Below are 18,845 nucleotides of genomic sequence, written 5' to 3' on the forward strand. Positions count from 1 at the left end.
CGGAGTCGGGGTTGGGGTGGTGGTCAGACTTCGGCTTTGCCTACGGTGATCTCCGTGGTGGGGGTCGAGGACGGGCGGCGCCAGGGGCCGTTGAAGAGGAGGATCGCTGGGATGAACAGGACGAGGCAGCCCAGAGCCACGAACAGCCATGTCTGCCAGTTGGTCGCCTCCACCACGTGCGGAATGACCAGCAGCCCGATCACCGCGATGCCCTTGCTGAGGAAGCCGAACAACCCCCACGCCGTCCCTTGCAGGCGCGGGTCCGCGTCCTCGGCGTCCTCGGAGTAGTTGGCCATCCAGGGCGCGTACGCGACGCCGAGCGAGCCGCCGAGCAGCGCGCCGATCACCATCAGCGTGCCGGTGGAGACACCTTCCTGGCCGAGTGAGACCGCGAGGTAGGCGGTGACGAGGACGGCGGCGACGGTGCCGGCCAGGGAGAAGGGCTTGCGCAGCTGGGTGCGGTCGGAGAGCCGGCCCGTCACGATGAGCGTGATCAGGTTGAGGCTCCAGAACGCGGCCATGATCGTGGAGGCTTCGGCGCTGCTGATACCCAGGGCTCCGACCAGCATGGTCTGCCCGAACAGCGACAGCGTGATGTAGAGCACCAGCCACAGCGAGATCCCGACGACGTGCGCCCAGATGTTGGGCCGGCTGAACAGCGAACGCAGGCGCGGCGGCCGGCCGAGGTCGACGACCTGGGTGCCGGCTCGTTCGGTGTGCTGGATCCTGGCCCGCAGCTCAGGGGAGAGGTCGGCGATGTTCAGGGCGATGACGACGGAGATGACCAGGGAGAAGCAGCCCATGATGACGAACTGGGAGCGCCAGGAGTTGTCGAAGATGGGCAGGGTCCATCCGGCGACGGCGGCGGCCAGGAAGTTCGCGCCGACCGGGCCCCAGGTCCAGAAGCCGAACGCCTGCGCCCGGCCCATGCGCGGCGAGAAGTCGCGAATCAGCGGGGCGGTGCTGGCCATGGCCACTCCGTCCACGAACGCGAGGACGATCCGGGCGATCAGCAGGTCCCGTGGGCTGTGGACGAGGGTCATGCCGAAGCAGCAGATGGCGGTCAGCGCCATGAGCGGGATGAGCAGACGCACCCGGCCGAGCCGGTCGGTGAGCCGGCCGCCCAGGATGGAGGCGATGGCGCCCGCCACGGCCGCCGTGCCGGAGACGGCGCCGTACGTGGCCAGCGACATGTCGAGGTCTTTGAGCAGCAGGGGAACGACGGGCGCGATCTGCCCTTCGTAGGAGCCGATGAGGATGGCCAGCACGGCCATCGTGAGGATCTTCATGCGGCGGGCGCCGGTCGGGTACTCGTCGAGCTCGCGGGCGTAGGACAGCCTCATGGCCAGCCTTTCTTGGTCGGGCCGAACCCCCCGTACTGTTCTAGAAGCTAGCTCTAGAATCTACTTCTGCGATGCTGCTCCTCACTTGCGGCGGCGTCAAGAGTGAGCGGCTAGAATGAAATTCTAGGATTCCCGAAGTGAGGAGCCCCCCGCGTGGACCTGGAACTCGACGGCCTAGAGGTGTCCTTCGATCACACGGCCGTGGCCGCGCCCCGGATCACGGACCTGCTGCCCATCTACCGTGACCTGCTCGGCGGCCGCCATCTGGGCGGCGGCGGTGACAACCGGATCGCCGGATTTCGCACCCTTCAGCTCACCTACGCCAACGGCGGCAAGGTCGAGCTCATGGAGCCGCTGGCCGGATCCACGTTCTTCGACAGCTTCTTCGAGCTCACCCGCGGCAGGGGAGGCGTCCACCACCTGAACTTCCACGTCAACGACCTGGACGCGGCGGTGGCCAGGCTGACGGCCCGCGGTTACCGCCTGTACGGGCTCAACCGGGCCGACGCGCGCTGGCAGGAGGTGTTCCTGCATCCCAAGGAGGCGCACGGCGTGCTCATCCAGCTCGCCCAGCCGGGCCCGCGCGAGCCGGGCGACACGCGGCCTTCGCTGGAGGACGTGCTGGCCGGGCGCGGCAGGAACGGCAACGGCATTCCGAGCCCTTGAGCCCTCCCCGAACCTAGATCTAGAGTGTGATTCTAGAACTAGGATTGGGGAGGCCGATGAAGCCGGTACCGAAGCCCACACCCGAGACCCAGCCCTTCTGGGACGGCACGGCCGCGGGCGAGCTGCGCATCCAGCGCTGCCTGACGTGTGAGCGGCACTACTTCTACCCCCGGCCCAACTGCCCCCGTTGCGGCGGCGACCAGGTCGAATGGGTCCGGGCCAGCGGGCGCGCGACCCTGTACTCCTACGTCATCAACCACCGCCCCGCGCCGGGTTTCGAGGACGAGGCACCGTACGCGATCGCGGTCGTGGAGCTGGAGGAGGGCGTGCGCATGATGACGAACATCGTGGGCGTGCCGAACGTACCGGAGCAGCTGCCGCTGGACATGGAGCTGCGGGTGGTGTTCGAACGGCGCGGGGACGTCTGTGTGCCGCTCTTCGAGCCGGCGGGAGGCGCCGCATGACCATCGTGATCGCCGGCGCCGCCGAGACCGACGAGGTCGGCCGCCTCCCCGGCCACTCCACGACGCAGTTGCACCTGGAGGCGGCCAGGAACGCGCTCGCGGACGCGGACATGAGCATCCACGACATCGACGGCATCGCCACCGTCGGGACGCCGGGCCCGGTCCAGATCGCCCACGCCCTCGGCATCACCCCCGCCTGGCTGGACGGCACCGGTGTGGGCGGCTCGTCGTTCCTGTTCCACGTACGCCACGCGGCCGCGGCCGTCCGGGCGGGGCTGTGCCGGACCGTGCTGATCACCCATGGGGAGTCGGGCCGCTCGCGGGTCGGCGCCGGCCGCTTCGGGATGGGGCCGGACTCGCTGCTGGGGCAGTTCGAGCTGCCGTACGGGGTGGTCGGGCCGCCCACGTCGTTCACGATTACGGCGCTGCGCTACATGAAGGAGACCGGTCTCACGCACGAGCAGTTGGCCGAGGTCGCGGTGGCGCAGCGGCGCTGGGCCCACCTCAATCCGCGGGCGATGTTCCGGGACCTCATCACGGTGGCGGACGTGCTCGGCTCGCGCATGGTCGCCTACCCGTTCCACCTGCTGGAGTGCTGCCTGGTGACCGACGGCGGGGGCGCGCTGATCGTCACCACCGAGGACCGGGCCCGCCGCTCCCCGGTCTACCTGCTCGGCTCCGGCGAGTCCGCGGAGTCGCCGATCATCTCGCAGATGGAGGACTTCACCACCTCCAAGGGCTTCCGGCTCTCGGGGGAGGCGGCCTTCGCCGAGGCCAAGATCGGCCACGAGGACGTGGATCATCTCATGGTGTACGACGCCTTCGCCCACGTGCCGATCTACGGCCTGGAGGACCTCGGGTTCGTCGGTAGGGGCGAGGCGGGCGCGTTCATCGCCGAGGGCCACACCTCGCCCGGCGGGCGCCTGCCGATGAACACGAACGGCGGCGGCCTGTCGTACACGCACACCGGGATGTACGGCATGTTCGCCATCCAGGAGGCGGTGCGGCAACTGCGCGGGGAGGCCGCGGCGCAGGTGCCGGACGTGGAGGTGAGCGTGGTCCTGGGCAACGGCGGCATGTTCGCCTCCGCCGCCACGCTGGTCCTGTCGAACCGCCTGCCTTGAGATGACACGGGATGGAACGCCCATACTCCTGGAGGGAAACCGGACGAAGGAGGAGGGGGTGCGCCATCCCGAAGTTCATGGACGTGCACAGTGGATTCATCGGCGCCACCGAGGACCAGTTGCGCGCGGCGCACGAGCGTGACCTGGCCATCGAGGCGGCGGAAGGGGCGCACGTCGAGCGCGCCTGGCTCGACCCGGACTCCGGGAAGGTGTTCTGCCTGTCGTCGGGGCCGTCGAAGGAGGCGGTGCTGCGCGTGCACGAGAAGGCGGGGCACCCGACTACGGAGAGCTACGAGCTGCCGGTGGAGGTGGAGTAGCCGGATCCGGCTGGGGGCCGATCGGCCGGATCGGTGAGGTCGCGAAGCCGGATTTCGCGGGATGGGCGGCCTCTGGGCTGCCCATTCCTGCTTGTAGTACTTTTGTGGGACTTGTCGGCCATGCAGGCCCTTGCCCACCCTTCCGGCATGCCTCCGCGTTCCGAGCCCCCATGGGAACACGACGTGATTCGCATCGCGGTGATCGACGACCACGAGCTCATCCGGCACGGCCTGGAGTACCTCCTGCACCGCTCCGACGACCTCAAGGTCGTGCTCCAGGGCGCGGACCTCGGCGACCTGCGCGGCTCGGATCTCGACCACGACGTGCTCGTCCTCGATCTGTACCTGGCCACCGACCGGCCCTGCGTGGCCGAGATCAGGGAGCTGTCGGCCGTCACGAGGGTCCTGATCGTCTCCGCCTCTGGACGGCCCGCCGACGTCCTGGCCGCCATCCGGGCCGGGGCGAACGGGTACGTCACCAAGGACGCGCCGGCCGAATTCGTCGTGGACGCCGTGCGCACGGTCGCCGCCGGCGGCTTCTACCTGTCGGCGGGCCTGGCGGACATCCTGCAGAACGAGCTGGAGGCCCCGGGTGGCGCCGGACCCGCGCCGCCGCGGCTGTCGGAGCGCGAGGAGCAGACGCTGTCGTACATCGCGCAGGGCTTCACTCACGCGCAGATCGCCCGCCGGCTGCAGATCAGCAAGGCGACCGTGGACACGTACGTGGAGCGGATCAGGAGCAAGCTGCAGGTCGGCAACAAGGCCCAGCTCACGAGGGCCGCCCTGGACCGCATCGAACGCCGCGACCGGCCATGAGCGGCCCGTCAGCCGACGAGCCGGGGATGGCGGCTCGCGAGACAGGCGCCGCGGTTCGCGAGACGGGCACGGCAGCATCCGGCGCAGCGGGCGCGACCCCTCGCGCAACGGGCATGGCGGCCGTTGAGCGTATGCGGGCTGTGGGGATGGTGGCGCTCCAGGTGGGTGCGGCGGTGCTCTGCGGGGCGCTGGAGGTGATCGAGGACGCTCGGTGGGTCGGTGTCGGGCCGCTTCCGGTGCTGCTGGCCGCCCTGGCGCTGACCAGCCTGGCGATCTCCGTGCTGGCCGGGGCACGCCGCCGGCTCCCGTCCCGGTGGCTGCTGGCCGCGGACTACGCGCTCGTGGCGGCGTTGTGTGTGGCGGTGCCGTGGTTCGCCCCCGCCGTCGCGGCCGCGTGGTGGCCGGGGACCGCGCTGCCGTACGTGCTGCTCGCGGCGGTCATGGTCGGGGTGTCCTTCCGGCCCTGGCCCGCGGTGGCGGCCTGGGTCGCGCTGCTGGGTGGCGCGTTCACGCTCGGCGCGGTCCTGGCGGGCGACGAGTGGTGGCATCCGCTGCCGCACCTGGCGGGCATGGCGGCCAACGCCGGAGTGTCCTGGTACGTGACCACGATCCTCGTCCACAACGCCAGGGACCTTGACCGGGCGCGGGCCGAGGAGGTGCTGCGTACCGCGCAGTTGTCGGAGGAGCGTGAGCGCGCGAGGACCGCCCGCGTGCTGCACGACCGGATCCTGCAGACGCTGGAGGCCCTGGTCAGGGACGGGTGGATCGCCGACGCGCCGGTGCGGGCGCGGGTGGCGGAGGAGTCGCGGTGGCTGCGCGCGTACCTCCGGGGCGACAACGGTGATCCCGGCAGCGACGTGCTGGCCGCGCTGGAGACGGTGGTGCGGCAGGCGGTCGGCGGCGGGCTGCACGTGGAGTTCAACGCCGGCCGCCTGCGCGCCTCGCCGGACCGGGGCCGCATCTCGCCGCGGAGCGTGGACGCGCTGGCGGGCGCGCTGCGCGAGGCCCTGACGAACGTGGCCAAGCACGCGGGCGTACGGCACGCCGTGGTGTGGGCGGAGGCCAGAGCGGGGGTGGCGACGGTGAGCGTGCTCGACCACGGCACCGGCTTCGACCCGGACCGGCGCCCGCCGGGGCTCGGCATCTCCCGCTCGATCATCGACCGCGCCGCCTCGGTCGGCGGCACCGCCACGGTCGAGACGGCACCGGGAGAAGGCACCCATGTCACGGTACGGGTGCCGTTCCCAACGGACGACCGGCCCGCCACCGCCGACTGACCGGCTCCCGGCCTCCCGGATGGCGTAACGAGGCTGGAGCGGCCTGGACGTCCGGCGGGCCCGGATCAGCGCCAGGTGATCAGGGCGTCCAGGGCTTCGATGTGGGATCCGTTCACCAGGAGTGGGTTGATTTCCAGGGACTCCAGCCCGTCGCCCAGCGACTCTGCGAACGCGGCGATCCGCGCCACCACATCGGCCACCGCGTCGAGGTCCGCGGGCTGGCCGCCCCTGACCCCGTCGAGCAGGGCCGTGCCGCGCAGCTCCGCCAGTGCCGCGCGGACCTCGGCGGCGTCCACCGGCAGCACCCGCAGCGCGGTGTCGCGCAGCACCTCGACCCAGATCCCGCCCAGCCCCACGGCCAGCGTCAGACCCCACGCGGGGTCCCGTACGATGCCCACCAGCAGCTCGACGCCGCCCCGGCGTTGCGGCTGGACGAGTACGCCGTCGAGTGAGGGCACGGCGGCGGTCACCTCCCGGTAAGCCTGCCGCACCTCCTCGCCGGAGCCGAGCCCGAGCCGGACCCCGCCCACGTCGCTCTTGTGCCCGAGCCCTTCCGCCGCCGCCTTGAGCACCACCGGGTAGCCGAACCGCTCGGCCGCCGCGACCGCCTCCGCCTCCTCGCGTACCAGCTCCGACGGCACCACCGGCAGGCCGCCCGAGGCCAGCAGCCCGGCGGCGCGGTGCTCGGCCCACACCCCCGTGGCGCCGGACGGAACGGTCAAGGAGGCGGTGGGCGGAGCCGGAGGACGGGAGAGTGCTCCGGACCGTAGTTCCGACCAGCGCACGGCCGCGCCGATGGCGTGCAGGCCGTGTTCGATCCCGCCCGCCACGTACGGGAACCCGGTCTCCCGCTGCACCTCCCGCCCGAACTCGGTGATGTCGGTCAGCACGTTGCTCACCACGACGACCGGCACGGGCGAGGCGGCGATGCGCCGGGCGCTGGCGGCGTACGTCGCCAGCACGGGAGCCGGGTCGGGCGGTGCGAGCTTGGGCGGCTCCGACAGCAGCATGACCAGGTCGATGCCCGGATCGGCGATCACCGCCTCCAGGGCCCGGCCGAGCAGGGTGCGGTCGATGAGGACGTAGCCGGTGACGTCGAGCGGGTTCTGCACGGTGCCGAAGGACGGGACGATCTCCGCCAGCCGCGCCACCGTCTCGGGCGCGAACGGCGGCAGCTCCAGCCCTTCGTCCTCGGCCCGGTCGGCGATGATCTCCGAGGCCCCGCCCGACGGCGTGACGACCCCGACGCGGCGCCCCGGCAGCGCCCCCGTGGACGCCAGCAGCCCCGCCGTGATGATGAGGTCCTCCAGCGAACGCACCCGGATCACGCCGAGCTGCCGCAGCGCGGCGTCGATGACGTCGTCGTCCCCGACCAGGGCCCCCGTGTGCGCTTGGGCGGTGTGCGAGGCGAGCCGGCTGCGGCCGATCTTGAGCGCCACGATCGGCTTGCCCGCCTCCAGCGCCCGCCGCGCCACGCGGGCGAACGCGGCCGGGTCCCTGATGCTCTCCAGGAAGAGCGCGATGACCTTGGTGGCGGGATCGTTCACCAGGTAGTCGACGACGTCGGTGACGGTGACGACGGACTCGTTGCCCATGGAGGTGAGCAGGCTGATGCCCACGTTGCGGGCCTGCGCGAACGACAGCACGGAGCTGGCCAGCGCCCCGCTCTGCAGCACCACGCCCACCCCGCCGCGCAGCAGCGGCTGGGCGATGGGCAGCCCGTACGGGGTCACGCCGGCGGCGGCGTTGATGTAGCCGTTGCCGTTGGGCCCGAGGATGGTCAGCCCGTGCTCGGCGGCGAAGCCGGCGACCTCGGCTTCCAGCCGCGCCCCCTCCTCGCCCGCCTCCCCGAACCCGGCGGTCAGGATCACGTAGCACCGGATGCCCAGCTTGGCGCCTTCCCGCAGCACGCCGAGCACGGCCGCGGTCGGGACCATCACGTACGCCAGATCCACTGGCCGCGCGATCTCCGTCAGGCTGCGGCGGGCGGGCAGGCCGTGCACCACGCCGCCGCGCGGGTTGACCAGGTGGATGGAGCCGGTGAAGCCGTGGGTGCGCAGGTTGGACAGCGTGCTGATCGACCAGCCGGACTTGTCGGTGGCGCCGACGAGGGCGATCGAGCGCGGGTTGAACAGTTCCCCGACCGACATCCCGTTCACTCCCCGATCAGGCCCAGCCGCGCGTGTCCCTTGATCAGGTTGCGGGCGATCGTACGCCGCTGGATCTCGTCGGTGCCCTCGAAGATGCGCAGCAGGCGCAGCTCGCGATACCACCGCTCGATCGGCAGCTCCTTGGTGTAGCCCATGCCGCCGTGGATCTGCAGCACCCGGTCCACGACCTGGTTGGCCATGACGGCGCCGTTGAGCTTGGCGATGGAGGAGGCGTGCCGGGCGTCCATGCCCTCGCGCACCCGCCAGGCCGCGTACAACGTCAGCCACTTCGCCGACTCGATCTCCACCTGGGAGTCGGCGATCATCCACTGGATGGCCTGGTAGTTGGAGATCGTCTGACCCATGGACTTGCGGATCTTGGCGTACTCGATGGCCATGCCCAGCATGCGCTCGGCCGCGCCGATGGCGCGCGCGGGGATCATGTAGCGGCCCTGGCCGATCCACTGCATGGCCAGCTCGAAGCCCTTGCCCAGCTCGCCGAGGATGTTCTCCTCCGGCACCCGGACGTCCTCGAACACGAGCGAGGCCGGGCCCCACTGGCCCATGGTCGGGATCGGGTCGGACGTCCAGCCCATGTCGCGGTCGACCAGGAAGCAGGTGACGCCGTACGGCTCGGTCACGGCGAACACCATGACGAAGTCGGCCTCGCTGCCGCCGGTGATGAACGTCTTCTCGCCGTTGATGATCCACTCGCCGCCGTCGCGGGTGGCACGAGTGCGGATGTTGCGGGCGTCGGAGCCGGCGCCCGGCTCGGTGATGGCGAAGCAGGAACGGCGCTCGCCCTCGATCGTGGGGATCAGGTAGCGCTGTTTCTGCTCGTCGGTGCCGGCGTAGAGGATGTTGTCCGCGCTGCCGCCGAACGTGAACGGCACGAACGTACGCCCGGTCTCCATGGCGATGATGGCCGACATGATCGGGCCGAGCGCGGCGCCGCCGTACTCCTCGGGGGTGTTGATGCCCCAGAACCCGGACTTCCTGGCCTTGGCCCGCAGGTCGCGCAGCACGTCGGGCGCCAGCCCCGGGCGGCCCTCGCGCTCGTTGCGCAGCACCTCGGGCTCCAGCGGCATGACCTCCTTCTCGATGAAGGACCTGACCGTGTCGCGGATCTGCCGTTCCTCGGGGGTGAGCGAGAAGTCCACAACCGCCTCCTGGGGCACTTTCTAGAATCGTTCTCTAGGAAAGGTTCTAGCCGTCGTGAGGGGATGTCAAGAATCTGATTCTAGAATTCCTGGCACTAGGATGACGGGCATGGCACGCAAGTCCTCGTGGGAGTGGAGCCGGACGGCCCAGACCCGGAAAAGCATGCTGCAGGCGGCTCGCGAGGTCTTCAGCGAGCACGGCTTCGCCGACTCCAACGTCTCCGAGGTGGTCGCCCGCGCCGGCTCCAGCGTCGGCAGCCTCTACCACCACTTCGGCGGCAAGACCGAGCTCTTCCTCGCCCTGTACGAGGACCACCAGGCCGCCCACGAGCAGGCGTCGGCCGCCAGCGTCGCCAAGGCGCGCAAGGAAGGCGTCTCCGACCCCGTCGAGCTGCTGATCGCGGGCGCGCGGGCCTACCTGGCGGGGGCGTGGGAGCGGCGCGACCTGGCCCGGCTCTTCATCGACGGCGACGGTCCTCCCGGCTTCGAGCTGATCCGCCGCACCAGGGGCAGGGAGTGGGTCCGCCAGAACGCGGTCCTGCTGGGGGCAGGGGGCGACCCGCTCGACCGGTTCACCGTGGCCGTGCTGACCAGCATCATCGGCGAGGCCGCCCGCGAGGTCGCCACCTCCGACAGCGAGCAGGAGGCGCAGGAGGTCATCGAGGCGGCGGTGACGCTGATCCACCGCCTCGACCCCCTCAGATCACTCGACGAAAGCTGACCCAGGCGCAATCTGACCCAGGCGCAAGCTGAGCCAGGTGAAAGCCGACCAGCCGCAAAGCCGACTCAGCCGAAGGCCGGTCCAGACGAAGGCCGGTTCAGGCGATCGTCGCCCGGCCTCGGTCGATCACCACGGTCCCGTCGTCCTTGGCGGTCCTGAACAGCACGTCCCCGCCGTCCGCCCAGATCGACACCGTGAGCGACTCGCCAGGGAAGACCGGGCTGGAGAACCGCCCCGACATCGCCTTGAACCGCCCGGGATCCGACCCCGCCACCGCGTGCAGCAACGCTCGCCCCGTGACCCCGTACGTGCACAGACCGTGCAGGATCGGCCGGTCGAACCCGGCCCGCGCGGCGAACTCGGGGTCACTGTGCAGCGGGTTGTAGTCGCCCGACAGGCGGTAGATCAGCGCCTGCTCCGGCAGCGTCGAGTAGGTCACCTTGTGATCGGGCGCCCGGTCCGGCGCGGCCCAGGTGTCCTTCGGCCCCCGGTCGCCGCCGAAGCCGCCCTCGCCCCTGATGAACACCGAGCTGCGCGAGGCGACGACCAGCTCACCCGTGTCCAGGTCGGCCGCCCTGGCCTCCAGGGTCACCAGCGCACCCGAGCCCTTGTCGTAGATGCCGGTCACCTTCGAGGTGGTGCGCACGCCGCCGGCCGCCGGCAGCTCCCTGTGCAGCTCGAACGCCTGCTCGGCGTGGACCAGCATGGCCGGGTCGTAGTCGCCCAGCCGCCGCCCCAGGGCCTGCGCCGCGAGCACGGCGAAGGTGGGCAGCACCCGCTGGTTCTTCTCGGTGGTGAACGCCAGCTCGCCGGTGCCCGCTCCGACGCCGAGCGCGTACAGCATGGTGTCCTTCGCGGTCCAGGTGCGCTCGTGCGGCGGGCTCTCGACGCCGACGAGGGTGTGGTCGAGCGCCATCTCAGTCCTCCTGTCCGAGATCTCCGGAATGCCCGGGGTGTGCGGGGATGCTGCCGTTGGTCAGCGCGTTGGGCGCGGCCTTCTCGACCAGGGCCGGGATGACCGAGCCCAGCTCGGCCGGATCCCAGCGCGAGCCCTTGTCCACGCCGGGCCCCGCGTGCCAGCCCTCGGCCACGCTGATCACGCCCGTGCGGACGTTGAACACCCGCCCGGTGATCGCCCGCGCCTCCGCGCTGGACAGCCAGACGACCACCGGCGCGATGTCGTCGGGGTCGGCGGCGACGCTCGCGCCCTTGGGCATCAGGTTCTCCGTCATCCGGGTGAGCGCGGCGGGGGCGACCGCGTTGACGGTCACGCCGTAGCGCTCCAGTTCCCTGGCCGCGATCACGGTCAGGCCCGCGATGCCCGCTTTGGCCGCGCCGTAGTTGCCTTGCCCGGGGTTACCGTAGATGCCGGAGGACGAGGTCGTGTTGATGATCCGCGCATCCACCCGCTCGCCCGCCTTGGCCTTGGATCGCCAGTAGGCGGCGGCATGGCGCAGCGGCGCGAACGTGCCACGCAGATGCACCCTGATCACGGCGTCCCACTCGTCGGCGGTCATGTTGACGAGCATCCGGTCGCGCAGGATGCCCGCGTTGTTGACCAGCACGTCCAGGGTGCCGAAGTGGTCGATGGCGGAGCGCACCAGGCGTTCCGCGCCGTCGAAGTCGGAGACGTCCTCGCCGTTGACGATCGCCTCGCCGCCCATGGCCTCGATCTCCGCCACGACCTCGGCCGCGGCCCCCGAGGAGCCGGTGCCGTCGACCTCCGCGCCCAGGTCGTTGACCACCACCTTCGCGCCCTGTCTGGCGAACTCCAGCGCGTGACCTCGTCCGATGCCTCTGGCCGCACCCGTGACGATCACCACGCGGCCCTCGACGATCCCGCTCATCCGACACCTCGATCCTTGACCGGCTGACGATGCGAATTGGATTCTAGTATCAAAATCTAGAAAGGACAGGCCCTTGGCGGCGACGGGTACGACCTCCTCCCTCGGCTACGCCTGGCGCACGTTGTCGGTCGTGAGCATGGCCAGCGTGCTGACCGGTCTCGGCGGGAGCGCGATCAACGTCGCGCTCCCGGAGATCGCCAGGAACACCGGAGCCGGCGCCACGGCCGCGGGCTGGATCCTTCTCGGCTATCAGTTGACCACAACGGTCCTCATGGTGGTGTTCGGGCGGCTGGCCGATCTGTTCGGCCGGCGCCGGATGTACCTCCTGGGCCTGGCCACCTACACCGGAGCCGCGCTGCTCGCCGGTCTGGCTCCCGACGCCTGGGTGATCGTGGCCCTGCGGGTGCTGCAGGCCGCCGGGGCCGCCATGCTGCTCACCAACAGCGCCGCCCTGGTCAGCGACGCCTTCCCGCGCGAGCGGCTGGGGGAGGGGATGGGCGTCTACGTGGCCTCGTTCTCCATCGCCGGGCTGATCGGGCCGACGCTGGGCGGCGTGCTCGCCGAGAGCCTGGGCTGGCGCTGGGTGTTCTGGTTCAACGTGCCGATCGGGGTGATCTGCCTGGTCTGGGGAGCGTTCGTGCTGCGCCGTCCGGCTCCCGGCCGGCGCGAGAGCGGGCTGGACGCGCCGGGCAGCGCGCTCGTCCTGCTCACCCTGGGCGGGCTGCTGCTGGCGCTGTCGGAGTTCACCCGGCTCGGCTGGCAGCACCCGGTGGTGCTGGGCGGGCTGGCCGCCTTCGTCGTGGGGCTGCCCCTGTTCGTGCTGCGGGAACGGCGGGCCGCGCATCCCGTCGTGGACATGGGGCTGTTCAGGGAACGGGCCTTCGCCTTCGGCACGCTCGCCTCGTTCCTCAACGCCGTCGCCAGGATGGGCATGGTCTTCCTGGTCGCGCTCTACTTCCAGGCCGTGCGCGGCGACGATCCCGTCCAGGCCGGGCTGAAGGTGCTGCCGCTGGCCGTGGCGGCCATGATCGCCTCGGTGGCCTCCGGCTTCCTGCAGCGCCTGCTGAGCGCGCGCACCCTGGCGGTGGCCGGGGCCGCCACGACCACGTGCGGGCTGACGGTCATGCTCGCCGTGATGTCGGCCGACACGCCGTATCCGGCGGTGGCGGCCGGGCTCGTGCTCATCGGGCTCGGCTCCGGCGTGTTCCTGCCCTCCAACACCACCGCCATCCTCGACGGCCTGCCCTCCAACCGGCTCGGCATCGTCAACGCCATGCGTCTCATGGTGCAGAACACCGGCAACGTCGTCGGCACCGGCCTGGTGCTGTCGATCATCACCGCCCCGCTGCCCGCCGCGCTGCACCAGAGCGTCTTCGCCGGGACGCTCGCCCAGCTCTCGGGCGAGGCCGTCGGGCAGCTCGTGACCGGTTACCGATGGGCGCTGGGCACCATGGCCACGATCTCCGTCCTGACCGTGCTGGCCTGCCTGGCCCGGCGCAAGGCCACCTGACCGGGACGGGTACGGTTGCGGACGTGGTTGAACGCACTTCTTCCGAACGGCACATCTATCCCCGCACGGTGAGATTCGGCGACGTCGACTCCCAGGGGCACGTCAACAACGTGCGCTTCCTCGACTACCTGGAGGACGCCCGGTTCGGCATGTTCCACATCGATCCGTACAACGCGGGGGACGAGCCGTTCAAGGGCCTGGTCGTGACCCGCCATGAGATCGACTACCGCCGCCCGCTGGGCTTTCGCGCCCAGCCCGTGCGGGTGGAGACCTGGGTGACGGAGATCAGGTCGGTACGGTTCACCCTGCGTTACGAGATCCTCGACGACGAGGCGGTCTACGTCACCGCCATGTCCGTCCTGGCCGCCTACGACGTCGACCGGGCGGCGCCCCGCAGGCTCACCGAGAGCGAACTGGTCTACCTCAAACGCTTCGCGGAATGAGACGCTGGCTGATGCTGGCGCTGGGCGTCAACGCCCATGCCAGTGTCACCTTAGGTCTGTTCGGCCTGCCCGTGGTCATGCCCGAAATCTTGCGATATTTCAATGTCTCTCTTCCGGTGGGCGGGCTGATAGGGAACGCCCCGGCCTTGGGGATCCTGTGCACCCTCGTCGCCTGGGGCGCCCTGGCCGACCGGTACGGCGAGCGGCTGGTCCTGGGCGCCGGCGTCGGGCTCGCGACGGTCATCTTCGCCGCCGTCGCCGTGGTCGAGGACACCTGGGCGGTCATCGGGCTGCTGGCGCTGGCCGGAGCGGCGGGCTCGGCCGCGATGGTCGGCGGCGGACGCATCGTGCTGCGCTGGTTCCGCCCGCCGGAACGCGGCCTGGCCATGGGCGTGCGCCAGGTCTCCTTCACCCTCGGCATGGCCGTCGCCGCCTTCGCGCTCCCGCCCATGGCGCAGGCGTACGGGCTGCCCGGGGTGCTGCTGCTCTGCTCGGGCGCGAGCCTGGTGGCGGCCGTGCTGGCCGCGCTGTTCCTGGCCGAGCCGCCGCACCAGCTCAGCGCTGCCGGGACGGCGCGGGCGCGCTCGCCGTACCGGCAGCCCGCGCTCTGGCGCGTGCACGCCACCAGCGCCCTGCACGTGGTGCCCCAGGTCGTGGTCAGCACGTACGGCGTGGACTGCCTGGTCAGGCTGTACGGCTGGGACGCGGTGGCGGCCGGGCGGCTGTTCGGCGTGGCGGCCATCGGCGGGGCCGTGGTGCGCGTCGCGGTCGGGCGCTGGTCCGACCGGACCGGCCTGCGCATGCGACCCCTCCTGCTGCTCACCCTCTGGTGCCTGGCCGTGCTCGCGCTGCTCGTCGCCGGCACCTACACCGGCACCGCGCTCGGGCCCGCGATGATCGCGGTGGCCTCGGTGACGACCGTGGCCGGCAACGGGCTCGCCTACCTCTCGGCGGGCGAGCTGGCCGGCCCCGGCTGGGCGGGCAAGGTGCTCGGCACCCACAACACCGTGCAGAACACCGTCTCCCTGGCCGTGACGCCGCTGGCGGGCGCGCTCATCCTGAGCACCGGCTACTGGGCCGGCTTCGCCGCCGGCGCCGTCGCCGCCCTGGTCTCCCTGCCCGTCATCCCGTTACGCGGCGAGCGCTCGAAGCGGTCGTGACCGGCCGCCTCCGGGAGTGCTCGCAGCGGTCGTGACCGCTCCAAGCGCCCCGTGCTTCACGAGAGTGCCATGTGCTTCACGAGGCCGCGCGGCGCAGCCACACGGCCGTGTCGGGCGGCAGCAGCCCGCTCCTGAGCGGCCCGCTCGACAGCAGCACTTCCTCGTGGCCCGGCAGGCGTACGGCGTGCCCGCCGCAGTTGATCGCGCAGACCAGCGGCCCCCTGGCGAAGAAAAGCACTCCCTCAGGAGAGTCCAGCCACTCCAAGGAGTAAGGAATCTCTCCCGCCAGCTCACGGCGACAGGCCAGGGCCCGGCGGTAGAACTCCAGCGTCGAGTCCGCCACCCCCTCCTGCTTCTCCACGCTCAGCTCCGCGAACGACTCCGGCTGCGGCAGCCACGGCTCGGCCCCGCCCGCGGAGAACCCGTGTGAAGGCGGATCGACCGTCCACGGGATCGGCACCCGGCACCCGTCGCGCCCGGGCAACTCGCCCTTCGACTGGACGTAGACCGGGTCCTGCCTGGCCTCGTCCGGCAGGTCGCCAACCTCGGGCAGCCCCAGCTCCTCGCCCTGGTAGAGGTAGGCGGAGCCGGGCAGGGCCAGCATCGCCAGCAGCGCCGCCCTGGCCCGCGCCAGGCCCGTGCCGGGCTCGGCGCCCTCGTAGCGGGTGCGGTGACGTACGACGTCGTGGTTGGACAGCACCCACGTCGCGAACGGCACCGTGGACAGGGTCTCCTCGATCACCTTCCTGAACGCCTGCGCCGACCACGGCGCCTGCAGCCAGGCGAAGTTGAAGCTCTGGTGCAGCTCGTCGGGGCGCACGTAGCGGGCCAGGTCCTCGGGGCTGTCGGTCCACACCTCGCCCACCGCCATCCGCTCGCCCGGATAGGAGTCCAGCAGCCGGCGCCAGGCGCGGTAGACGCCGTGCACCTCGGGCTGCCCCCACACCGGAGAGACCGAGGTGAAGGACTGGTCGCCCACGTTCGGCAGCCCCTCGGCCTTGTACAGGCCCATCGCCACGTCGATGCGGAACCCGTCGACCCCCCGGTCCAGCCAGAACCGCAGCACGTCGAGGAACTCCGCGTGCACCTCGGGGTTGCGCCAGTTGAAGTCGGGCTGCTCCGGCGCGAACAGGTGCAGGTAGTACTGTCCGTCGGCCACCCGGGTCCAGGCCGGGCCGCCGAAGGTCGACTGCCAGTTGTTGGTGGTGTCGCGGAAGATGTAGCGCTCACGCCCCTCGCCCCGCAGCGCGGCCTGGAACCACGGGTGCGCGGAGGAGCTGTGGTTGGGCACCACGTCCACCAGCACCCGCAGCCCGTGCTCGTGCGCGTCGGCGACCAGCGCCTCGAAGTCGGCGAGCGAGCCGAAGAGCGGGTCGACCCCGCAGTAGTCGGCCACGTCGTAGCCGCCGTCGGCCATCGGCGAGGGATAGAACGGGGTCAGCCAGATCGCGTCCACGCCCAGCCGCCGCAGGTAGGGCAGGCGCTCGCGCACCCCGGCCAGGTCGCCGACGCCGTCGCCCGAGGCGTCGGCGAAACTGCGGACATAGATCTCGTAGACGACTGCGTCACGCCACCAGGGGATCTCCATGTGGCGTCTCATGCCCCGTTATGTGGGGGAGTTCACCAGACTGTGGGCCGCGTAGACCAGATAGTCCCACAGCCGGGTCTGCTGCTCCTCCGGCAGATCGAGCGAGTCGACCGCGTCGCGCATGTGGCGCAGCCACGCGTCACGCTCGGGCTCGCCGATCACGAACGGCATGTGGCGCATGCGCAGCCTGGGGTGGCCGCGCTGCTCGCTGTAGTCCTTGGGGCCGCCCCAGTATTGGATGAGGAAGCCCCGCAGCCGCTCTTCGGCGCCCGTCAGATCGGGCTCCGGGTAGAGCGGCCGCAGGAGCGGATCGTCCGCGACCCCTTCGTAGAAGCGGTGCACGAGGCGGCGGAACGTCTCCTCGCCTCCGACGGCGTCGTAGAAGGAGGTCTCTGTCACGATTCCTAGCTTAGGCGCTGGCGACCATGGGGATGCCCGCGGTGTCGAGCGCCGTCTTGACCCGGAGCCGCAGCTCCCTCGCCACCTCCGCCTGCGCCGACGGCAGCGTCTTGGCGGAGATGCGGAAGACCAGCGAGCTGTCGGAGAGCTGCTCGACGCCGAACACCTGCGGCGGCTCCACCATCTTCGACTCGCGCAGCTCGGGGTCGGCCCAGATCTCCTCGGCCACCTGCTCAAGCAGCACCCGCACCCCGACGACGTCGGCGTCGTAGGCCACCGGGACGTCCATGTAGGCCCGTGACCAGCCCTGCGACTCGTTGCCCACCCGGGTGATCGTGCCGTTGCGCACGTACCAGACGCGGCCGTCGGAGTCGCGCAACCGCGTGACGCGCAGGGTGACCGCCTCGACCGTGCCGACCGCGGCGCCCGCGTCGATCACGTCGCCCACGCCGTACTGGTCTTCGAGGAGCATGAACATGCCGGCGATGAAGTCCTTGACCAGCTCCTGGGCGCCGAAGCCGATGGCCACGCCCAGAATGCCGACGCTGGTCAGCAGCGGCGCGATCGGGATCGTCAGCCGATCGAGCACGGTCAGCACCGCCGTGCCGAGGACGACGATCGAGGCGACGTGCTTGAGCACCGACCCCATCGTCTCGGCCCGCTGCTTGCGGCGCTCGTGCAGCAGCGCGTCGATCCCGTCGGTCGCCGCGCCCTTGCGGAACCGGCTGGTGATCGACCCGCCGGTCGCCGCTCTGTTGACCACTCTCGTGATGACCCGGTGCGCGAACTTCCTGATGATGAAAGCCAGCACGAGGATGAGCACGATGGTGATCGCACTGGAGACCAGTGGCGCCCAAGGCGCGTCGCCGAACATCTTGACCAGGGTAGAGCAAAGTACGGTGTCGCCTTCACACAGGGCGGACATCTGTGAGGCCATCTGGTCGATGTTGGGCATCACCGACGGAGAAGCTGTCGGTGGCTCCGCTGTCACCAGCAGTAACACTATGGTGGATCCCCTCCGGAAACGGTTCGGTCGGCTCTTTGGACCGATTCGATCCATTATCCAGCCGACCGAACCGCCCGCCGTCACATCACGCCGGGGAAGACGGGGACGCCGGTTCTCTGGGCCGCGGAGGGAGAGAGCCGGCGCTCCGATGACGGACGGCTCGGACCGGGACACACACCCGGAAGCATGTCCCGTGCCGGTTCCGGGAGGGATCCCCCGAACACCCGCCCGGCGTACCGGGAGGGTGGCTTGTCGCGTACGCGCGCGCGACGCGCGTACGTCAGGTGTGGCGTGCCCGCCAGGTGCTTCGTCCAGGCCAGGTGCTTCGTCCAGGCCAGGTGCTTCGTCCAGGCCAGGCGCTTCGTGCGCGGCCGGGCCGGAACCGGCGGAGTGACCAGGGCCCCGCGAAAGGGAGACCCTCCGCACCGGCCACTCCGCCGGCCCCCAGGAGCCGCCGTGGATCGCGGTGAGCCGTGGTGGCTGCGCTCCACCCGGATCACCGCGGTCATCACTCCCCCACGGCGGCGAGTACGCGTGCGACCTTCGTCGCGGCGCCGGCCGGGTCGTCGGCGGTGTGCATCCGCTCGCCCCAGGACCAGCAGTACCACCAGTCCGGCAGATCGGAGGACGCCGGCCGACAGGTGACGTTCTCGGACAGGCTGGTCGCCTGCGGGTTGATGACCCGGACGAACCTGCGACCGCCCTGGGTCTGGACCACTCGTGCGAGCAACCCGCGAGCGCCGAGTTCGGCCACGAGGCGCTCCAAGAGCTCGAAGTTGTCGTCCCCCACCGTTCGTTCCTCCCTCAGGAATCTTTGCTGGTGGGCCAAAGATGGCTCAAGTCAAGGGCTCGCG

General features: G+C 71.0%; 19 protein-coding genes. 10 read left to right on the forward strand and 9 right to left on the reverse strand.

The genetic code is table 11. From position 1 onward, the window contains the following. Window positions 1-23 precede the first annotated feature (23 nt). Entirely contained in the window at window positions 24-1,343 is a 1,320-nt protein-coding gene (locus tag ABFX54_RS23670; RefSeq protein ID WP_346108115.1) for an MFS transporter, read from the reverse strand. 153 nt (window positions 1,344-1,496) lie between these two features. On the opposite strand from ABFX54_RS23670, the gene ABFX54_RS23675 reads away from it, so the two are divergent. The 6 genes from ABFX54_RS23675 to ABFX54_RS23700 all read left to right on the forward strand — a co-directional run bounded on the left by ABFX54_RS23675 (window position 1,497) and on the right by ABFX54_RS23700 (window position 6,007). Continuing rightward, window positions 1,497-2,009 carry a VOC family protein gene (locus tag ABFX54_RS23675; RefSeq protein ID WP_346108116.1) on the forward strand — a complete coding sequence of 171 codons (513 nt, stop codon included), beginning with the start codon at window positions 1,497-1,499 and terminating at the stop codon, window positions 2,007-2,009. 56 nt (window positions 2,010-2,065) lie between these two features. Then, window positions 2,066-2,473 carry a Zn-ribbon domain-containing OB-fold protein gene (locus tag ABFX54_RS23680; protein WP_346108118.1) on the forward strand — a complete coding sequence of 136 codons (408 nt, stop codon included), beginning with the start codon at window positions 2,066-2,068 and terminating at the stop codon, window positions 2,471-2,473. Further along, the gene (locus ABFX54_RS23685; protein WP_346108120.1) at window positions 2,470-3,597 is read left to right on the forward strand and encodes a thiolase C-terminal domain-containing protein; all 1,128 of its coding nucleotides are present in this window, start codon (window positions 2,470-2,472) and stop codon (window positions 3,595-3,597) included. Before ABFX54_RS23680 ends, ABFX54_RS23685 begins: the two co-directional genes overlap by 4 nt. Window positions 3,598-3,674: 77 nt before the next feature. Beyond that, complete coding sequence (locus ABFX54_RS23690) at window positions 3,675-3,914, forward strand: nickel-binding protein (RefSeq protein ID WP_346108122.1); 240 nt, start codon at window positions 3,675-3,677, stop codon at window positions 3,912-3,914. 147 nt (window positions 3,915-4,061) lie between these two features. Then, complete coding sequence (locus ABFX54_RS23695; protein ID WP_346108124.1) at window positions 4,062-4,730, forward strand: LuxR C-terminal-related transcriptional regulator; 669 nt, start codon at window positions 4,062-4,064, stop codon at window positions 4,728-4,730. Window positions 4,731-4,861: 131 nt separating this feature from the next. Next, window positions 4,862-6,007: a sensor histidine kinase gene (locus ABFX54_RS23700; RefSeq protein ID WP_346108125.1), complete on the forward strand. Its 1,146-nt coding sequence runs from the start codon at window positions 4,862-4,864 to the stop codon at window positions 6,005-6,007. 65 nt (window positions 6,008-6,072) lie between these two features. Here the strand turns inward: ABFX54_RS23700 and ABFX54_RS23705 are convergent, their stop codons facing one another. Together ABFX54_RS23705 and ABFX54_RS23710 are read right to left on the reverse strand one after the other, a co-directional pair. Beyond that, complete coding sequence (locus tag ABFX54_RS23705; RefSeq protein WP_346108127.1) at window positions 6,073-8,157, reverse strand: acetate--CoA ligase family protein; 2,085 nt, start codon at window positions 8,155-8,157, stop codon at window positions 6,073-6,075. Window positions 8,158-8,162: 5 nt separating this feature from the next. Beyond that, a complete protein-coding gene (locus ABFX54_RS23710) occupies window positions 8,163-9,317 on the reverse strand; it encodes an acyl-CoA dehydrogenase family protein (protein ID WP_346108129.1) in 1,155 nt (384 codons plus the stop codon). Window positions 9,318-9,426: 109 nt separating this feature from the next. Between ABFX54_RS23710 and ABFX54_RS23715 the strand changes: the two genes are divergently transcribed. Continuing rightward, window positions 9,427-10,038, forward strand: a complete 612-nt coding sequence (locus tag ABFX54_RS23715) for a TetR/AcrR family transcriptional regulator (RefSeq protein ID WP_346108130.1) — start codon at window positions 9,427-9,429, stop codon at window positions 10,036-10,038. Between the two features lie 97 nt (window positions 10,039-10,135). On the opposite strand, the gene ABFX54_RS23720 is transcribed toward ABFX54_RS23715, so the two are convergent. Next, window positions 10,136-10,954 carry a MaoC/PaaZ C-terminal domain-containing protein gene (locus ABFX54_RS23720; RefSeq protein WP_346108132.1) on the reverse strand — a complete coding sequence of 273 codons (819 nt, stop codon included), beginning with the start codon at window positions 10,952-10,954 and terminating at the stop codon, window positions 10,136-10,138. Between the two features lies 1 nt (window position 10,955). Next, on the reverse strand, window positions 10,956-11,885 hold the full coding sequence (locus ABFX54_RS23725; RefSeq protein ID WP_346108134.1) for an SDR family oxidoreductase: 930 nt from the start codon (window positions 11,883-11,885) through the stop codon (window positions 10,956-10,958). A gap of 73 nt (window positions 11,886-11,958) precedes the next feature. Between ABFX54_RS23725 and ABFX54_RS23730 the strand changes: the two genes are divergently transcribed. The 3 genes from ABFX54_RS23730 to ABFX54_RS23740 all read left to right on the forward strand — a co-directional run bounded on the left by ABFX54_RS23730 (window position 11,959) and on the right by ABFX54_RS23740 (window position 14,998). Further along, a complete protein-coding gene (locus tag ABFX54_RS23730) occupies window positions 11,959-13,395 on the forward strand; it encodes an MFS transporter (protein WP_346108136.1) in 1,437 nt (478 codons plus the stop codon). A gap of 68 nt (window positions 13,396-13,463) precedes the next feature. Continuing rightward, window positions 13,464-13,838 (forward strand): acyl-CoA thioesterase, encoded by a 375-nt coding sequence (locus ABFX54_RS23735; RefSeq protein WP_346108138.1) that lies wholly within the window; start codon window positions 13,464-13,466, stop codon window positions 13,836-13,838. Then, window positions 13,835-14,998: an MFS transporter gene (locus tag ABFX54_RS23740; protein ID WP_346108140.1), complete on the forward strand. Its 1,164-nt coding sequence runs from the start codon at window positions 13,835-13,837 to the stop codon at window positions 14,996-14,998. The genes ABFX54_RS23735 and ABFX54_RS23740 overlap by 4 nt, the downstream gene beginning before the upstream one ends. Before the next feature lie 76 nt (window positions 14,999-15,074). Here ABFX54_RS23740 and ABFX54_RS23745 read toward each other — a convergent pair whose 3' ends face one another. The 4 genes from ABFX54_RS23745 to ABFX54_RS23760 all read right to left on the reverse strand — a co-directional run bounded on the left by ABFX54_RS23745 (window position 15,075) and on the right by ABFX54_RS23760 (window position 18,781). Then, the gene (locus tag ABFX54_RS23745; protein WP_346108243.1) at window positions 15,075-16,586 is read right to left on the reverse strand and encodes a glycoside hydrolase family 13 protein; all 1,512 of its coding nucleotides are present in this window, start codon (window positions 16,584-16,586) and stop codon (window positions 15,075-15,077) included. 18 nt (window positions 16,587-16,604) lie between these two features. After that, window positions 16,605-16,985, reverse strand: coding sequence for a globin (locus ABFX54_RS23750; RefSeq protein WP_106238450.1), 381 nt, complete (start codon window positions 16,983-16,985; stop codon window positions 16,605-16,607). Between the two features lie 10 nt (window positions 16,986-16,995). Continuing rightward, window positions 16,996-17,859 (reverse strand): mechanosensitive ion channel family protein, encoded by an 864-nt coding sequence (locus tag ABFX54_RS23755; RefSeq protein ID WP_346108142.1) that lies wholly within the window; start codon window positions 17,857-17,859, stop codon window positions 16,996-16,998. A gap of 640 nt (window positions 17,860-18,499) precedes the next feature. Next, window positions 18,500-18,781, reverse strand: coding sequence for a hypothetical protein (locus tag ABFX54_RS23760; RefSeq protein ID WP_346108143.1), 282 nt, complete (start codon window positions 18,779-18,781; stop codon window positions 18,500-18,502). Window positions 18,782-18,845: the final 64 nt, after the last annotated feature.

Source organism: Nonomuraea maheshkhaliensis (assembly GCF_039529435.1).
GTDB classification, from domain to species: domain Bacteria; phylum Actinomycetota; class Actinomycetes; order Streptosporangiales; family Streptosporangiaceae; genus Nonomuraea; species Nonomuraea maheshkhaliensis.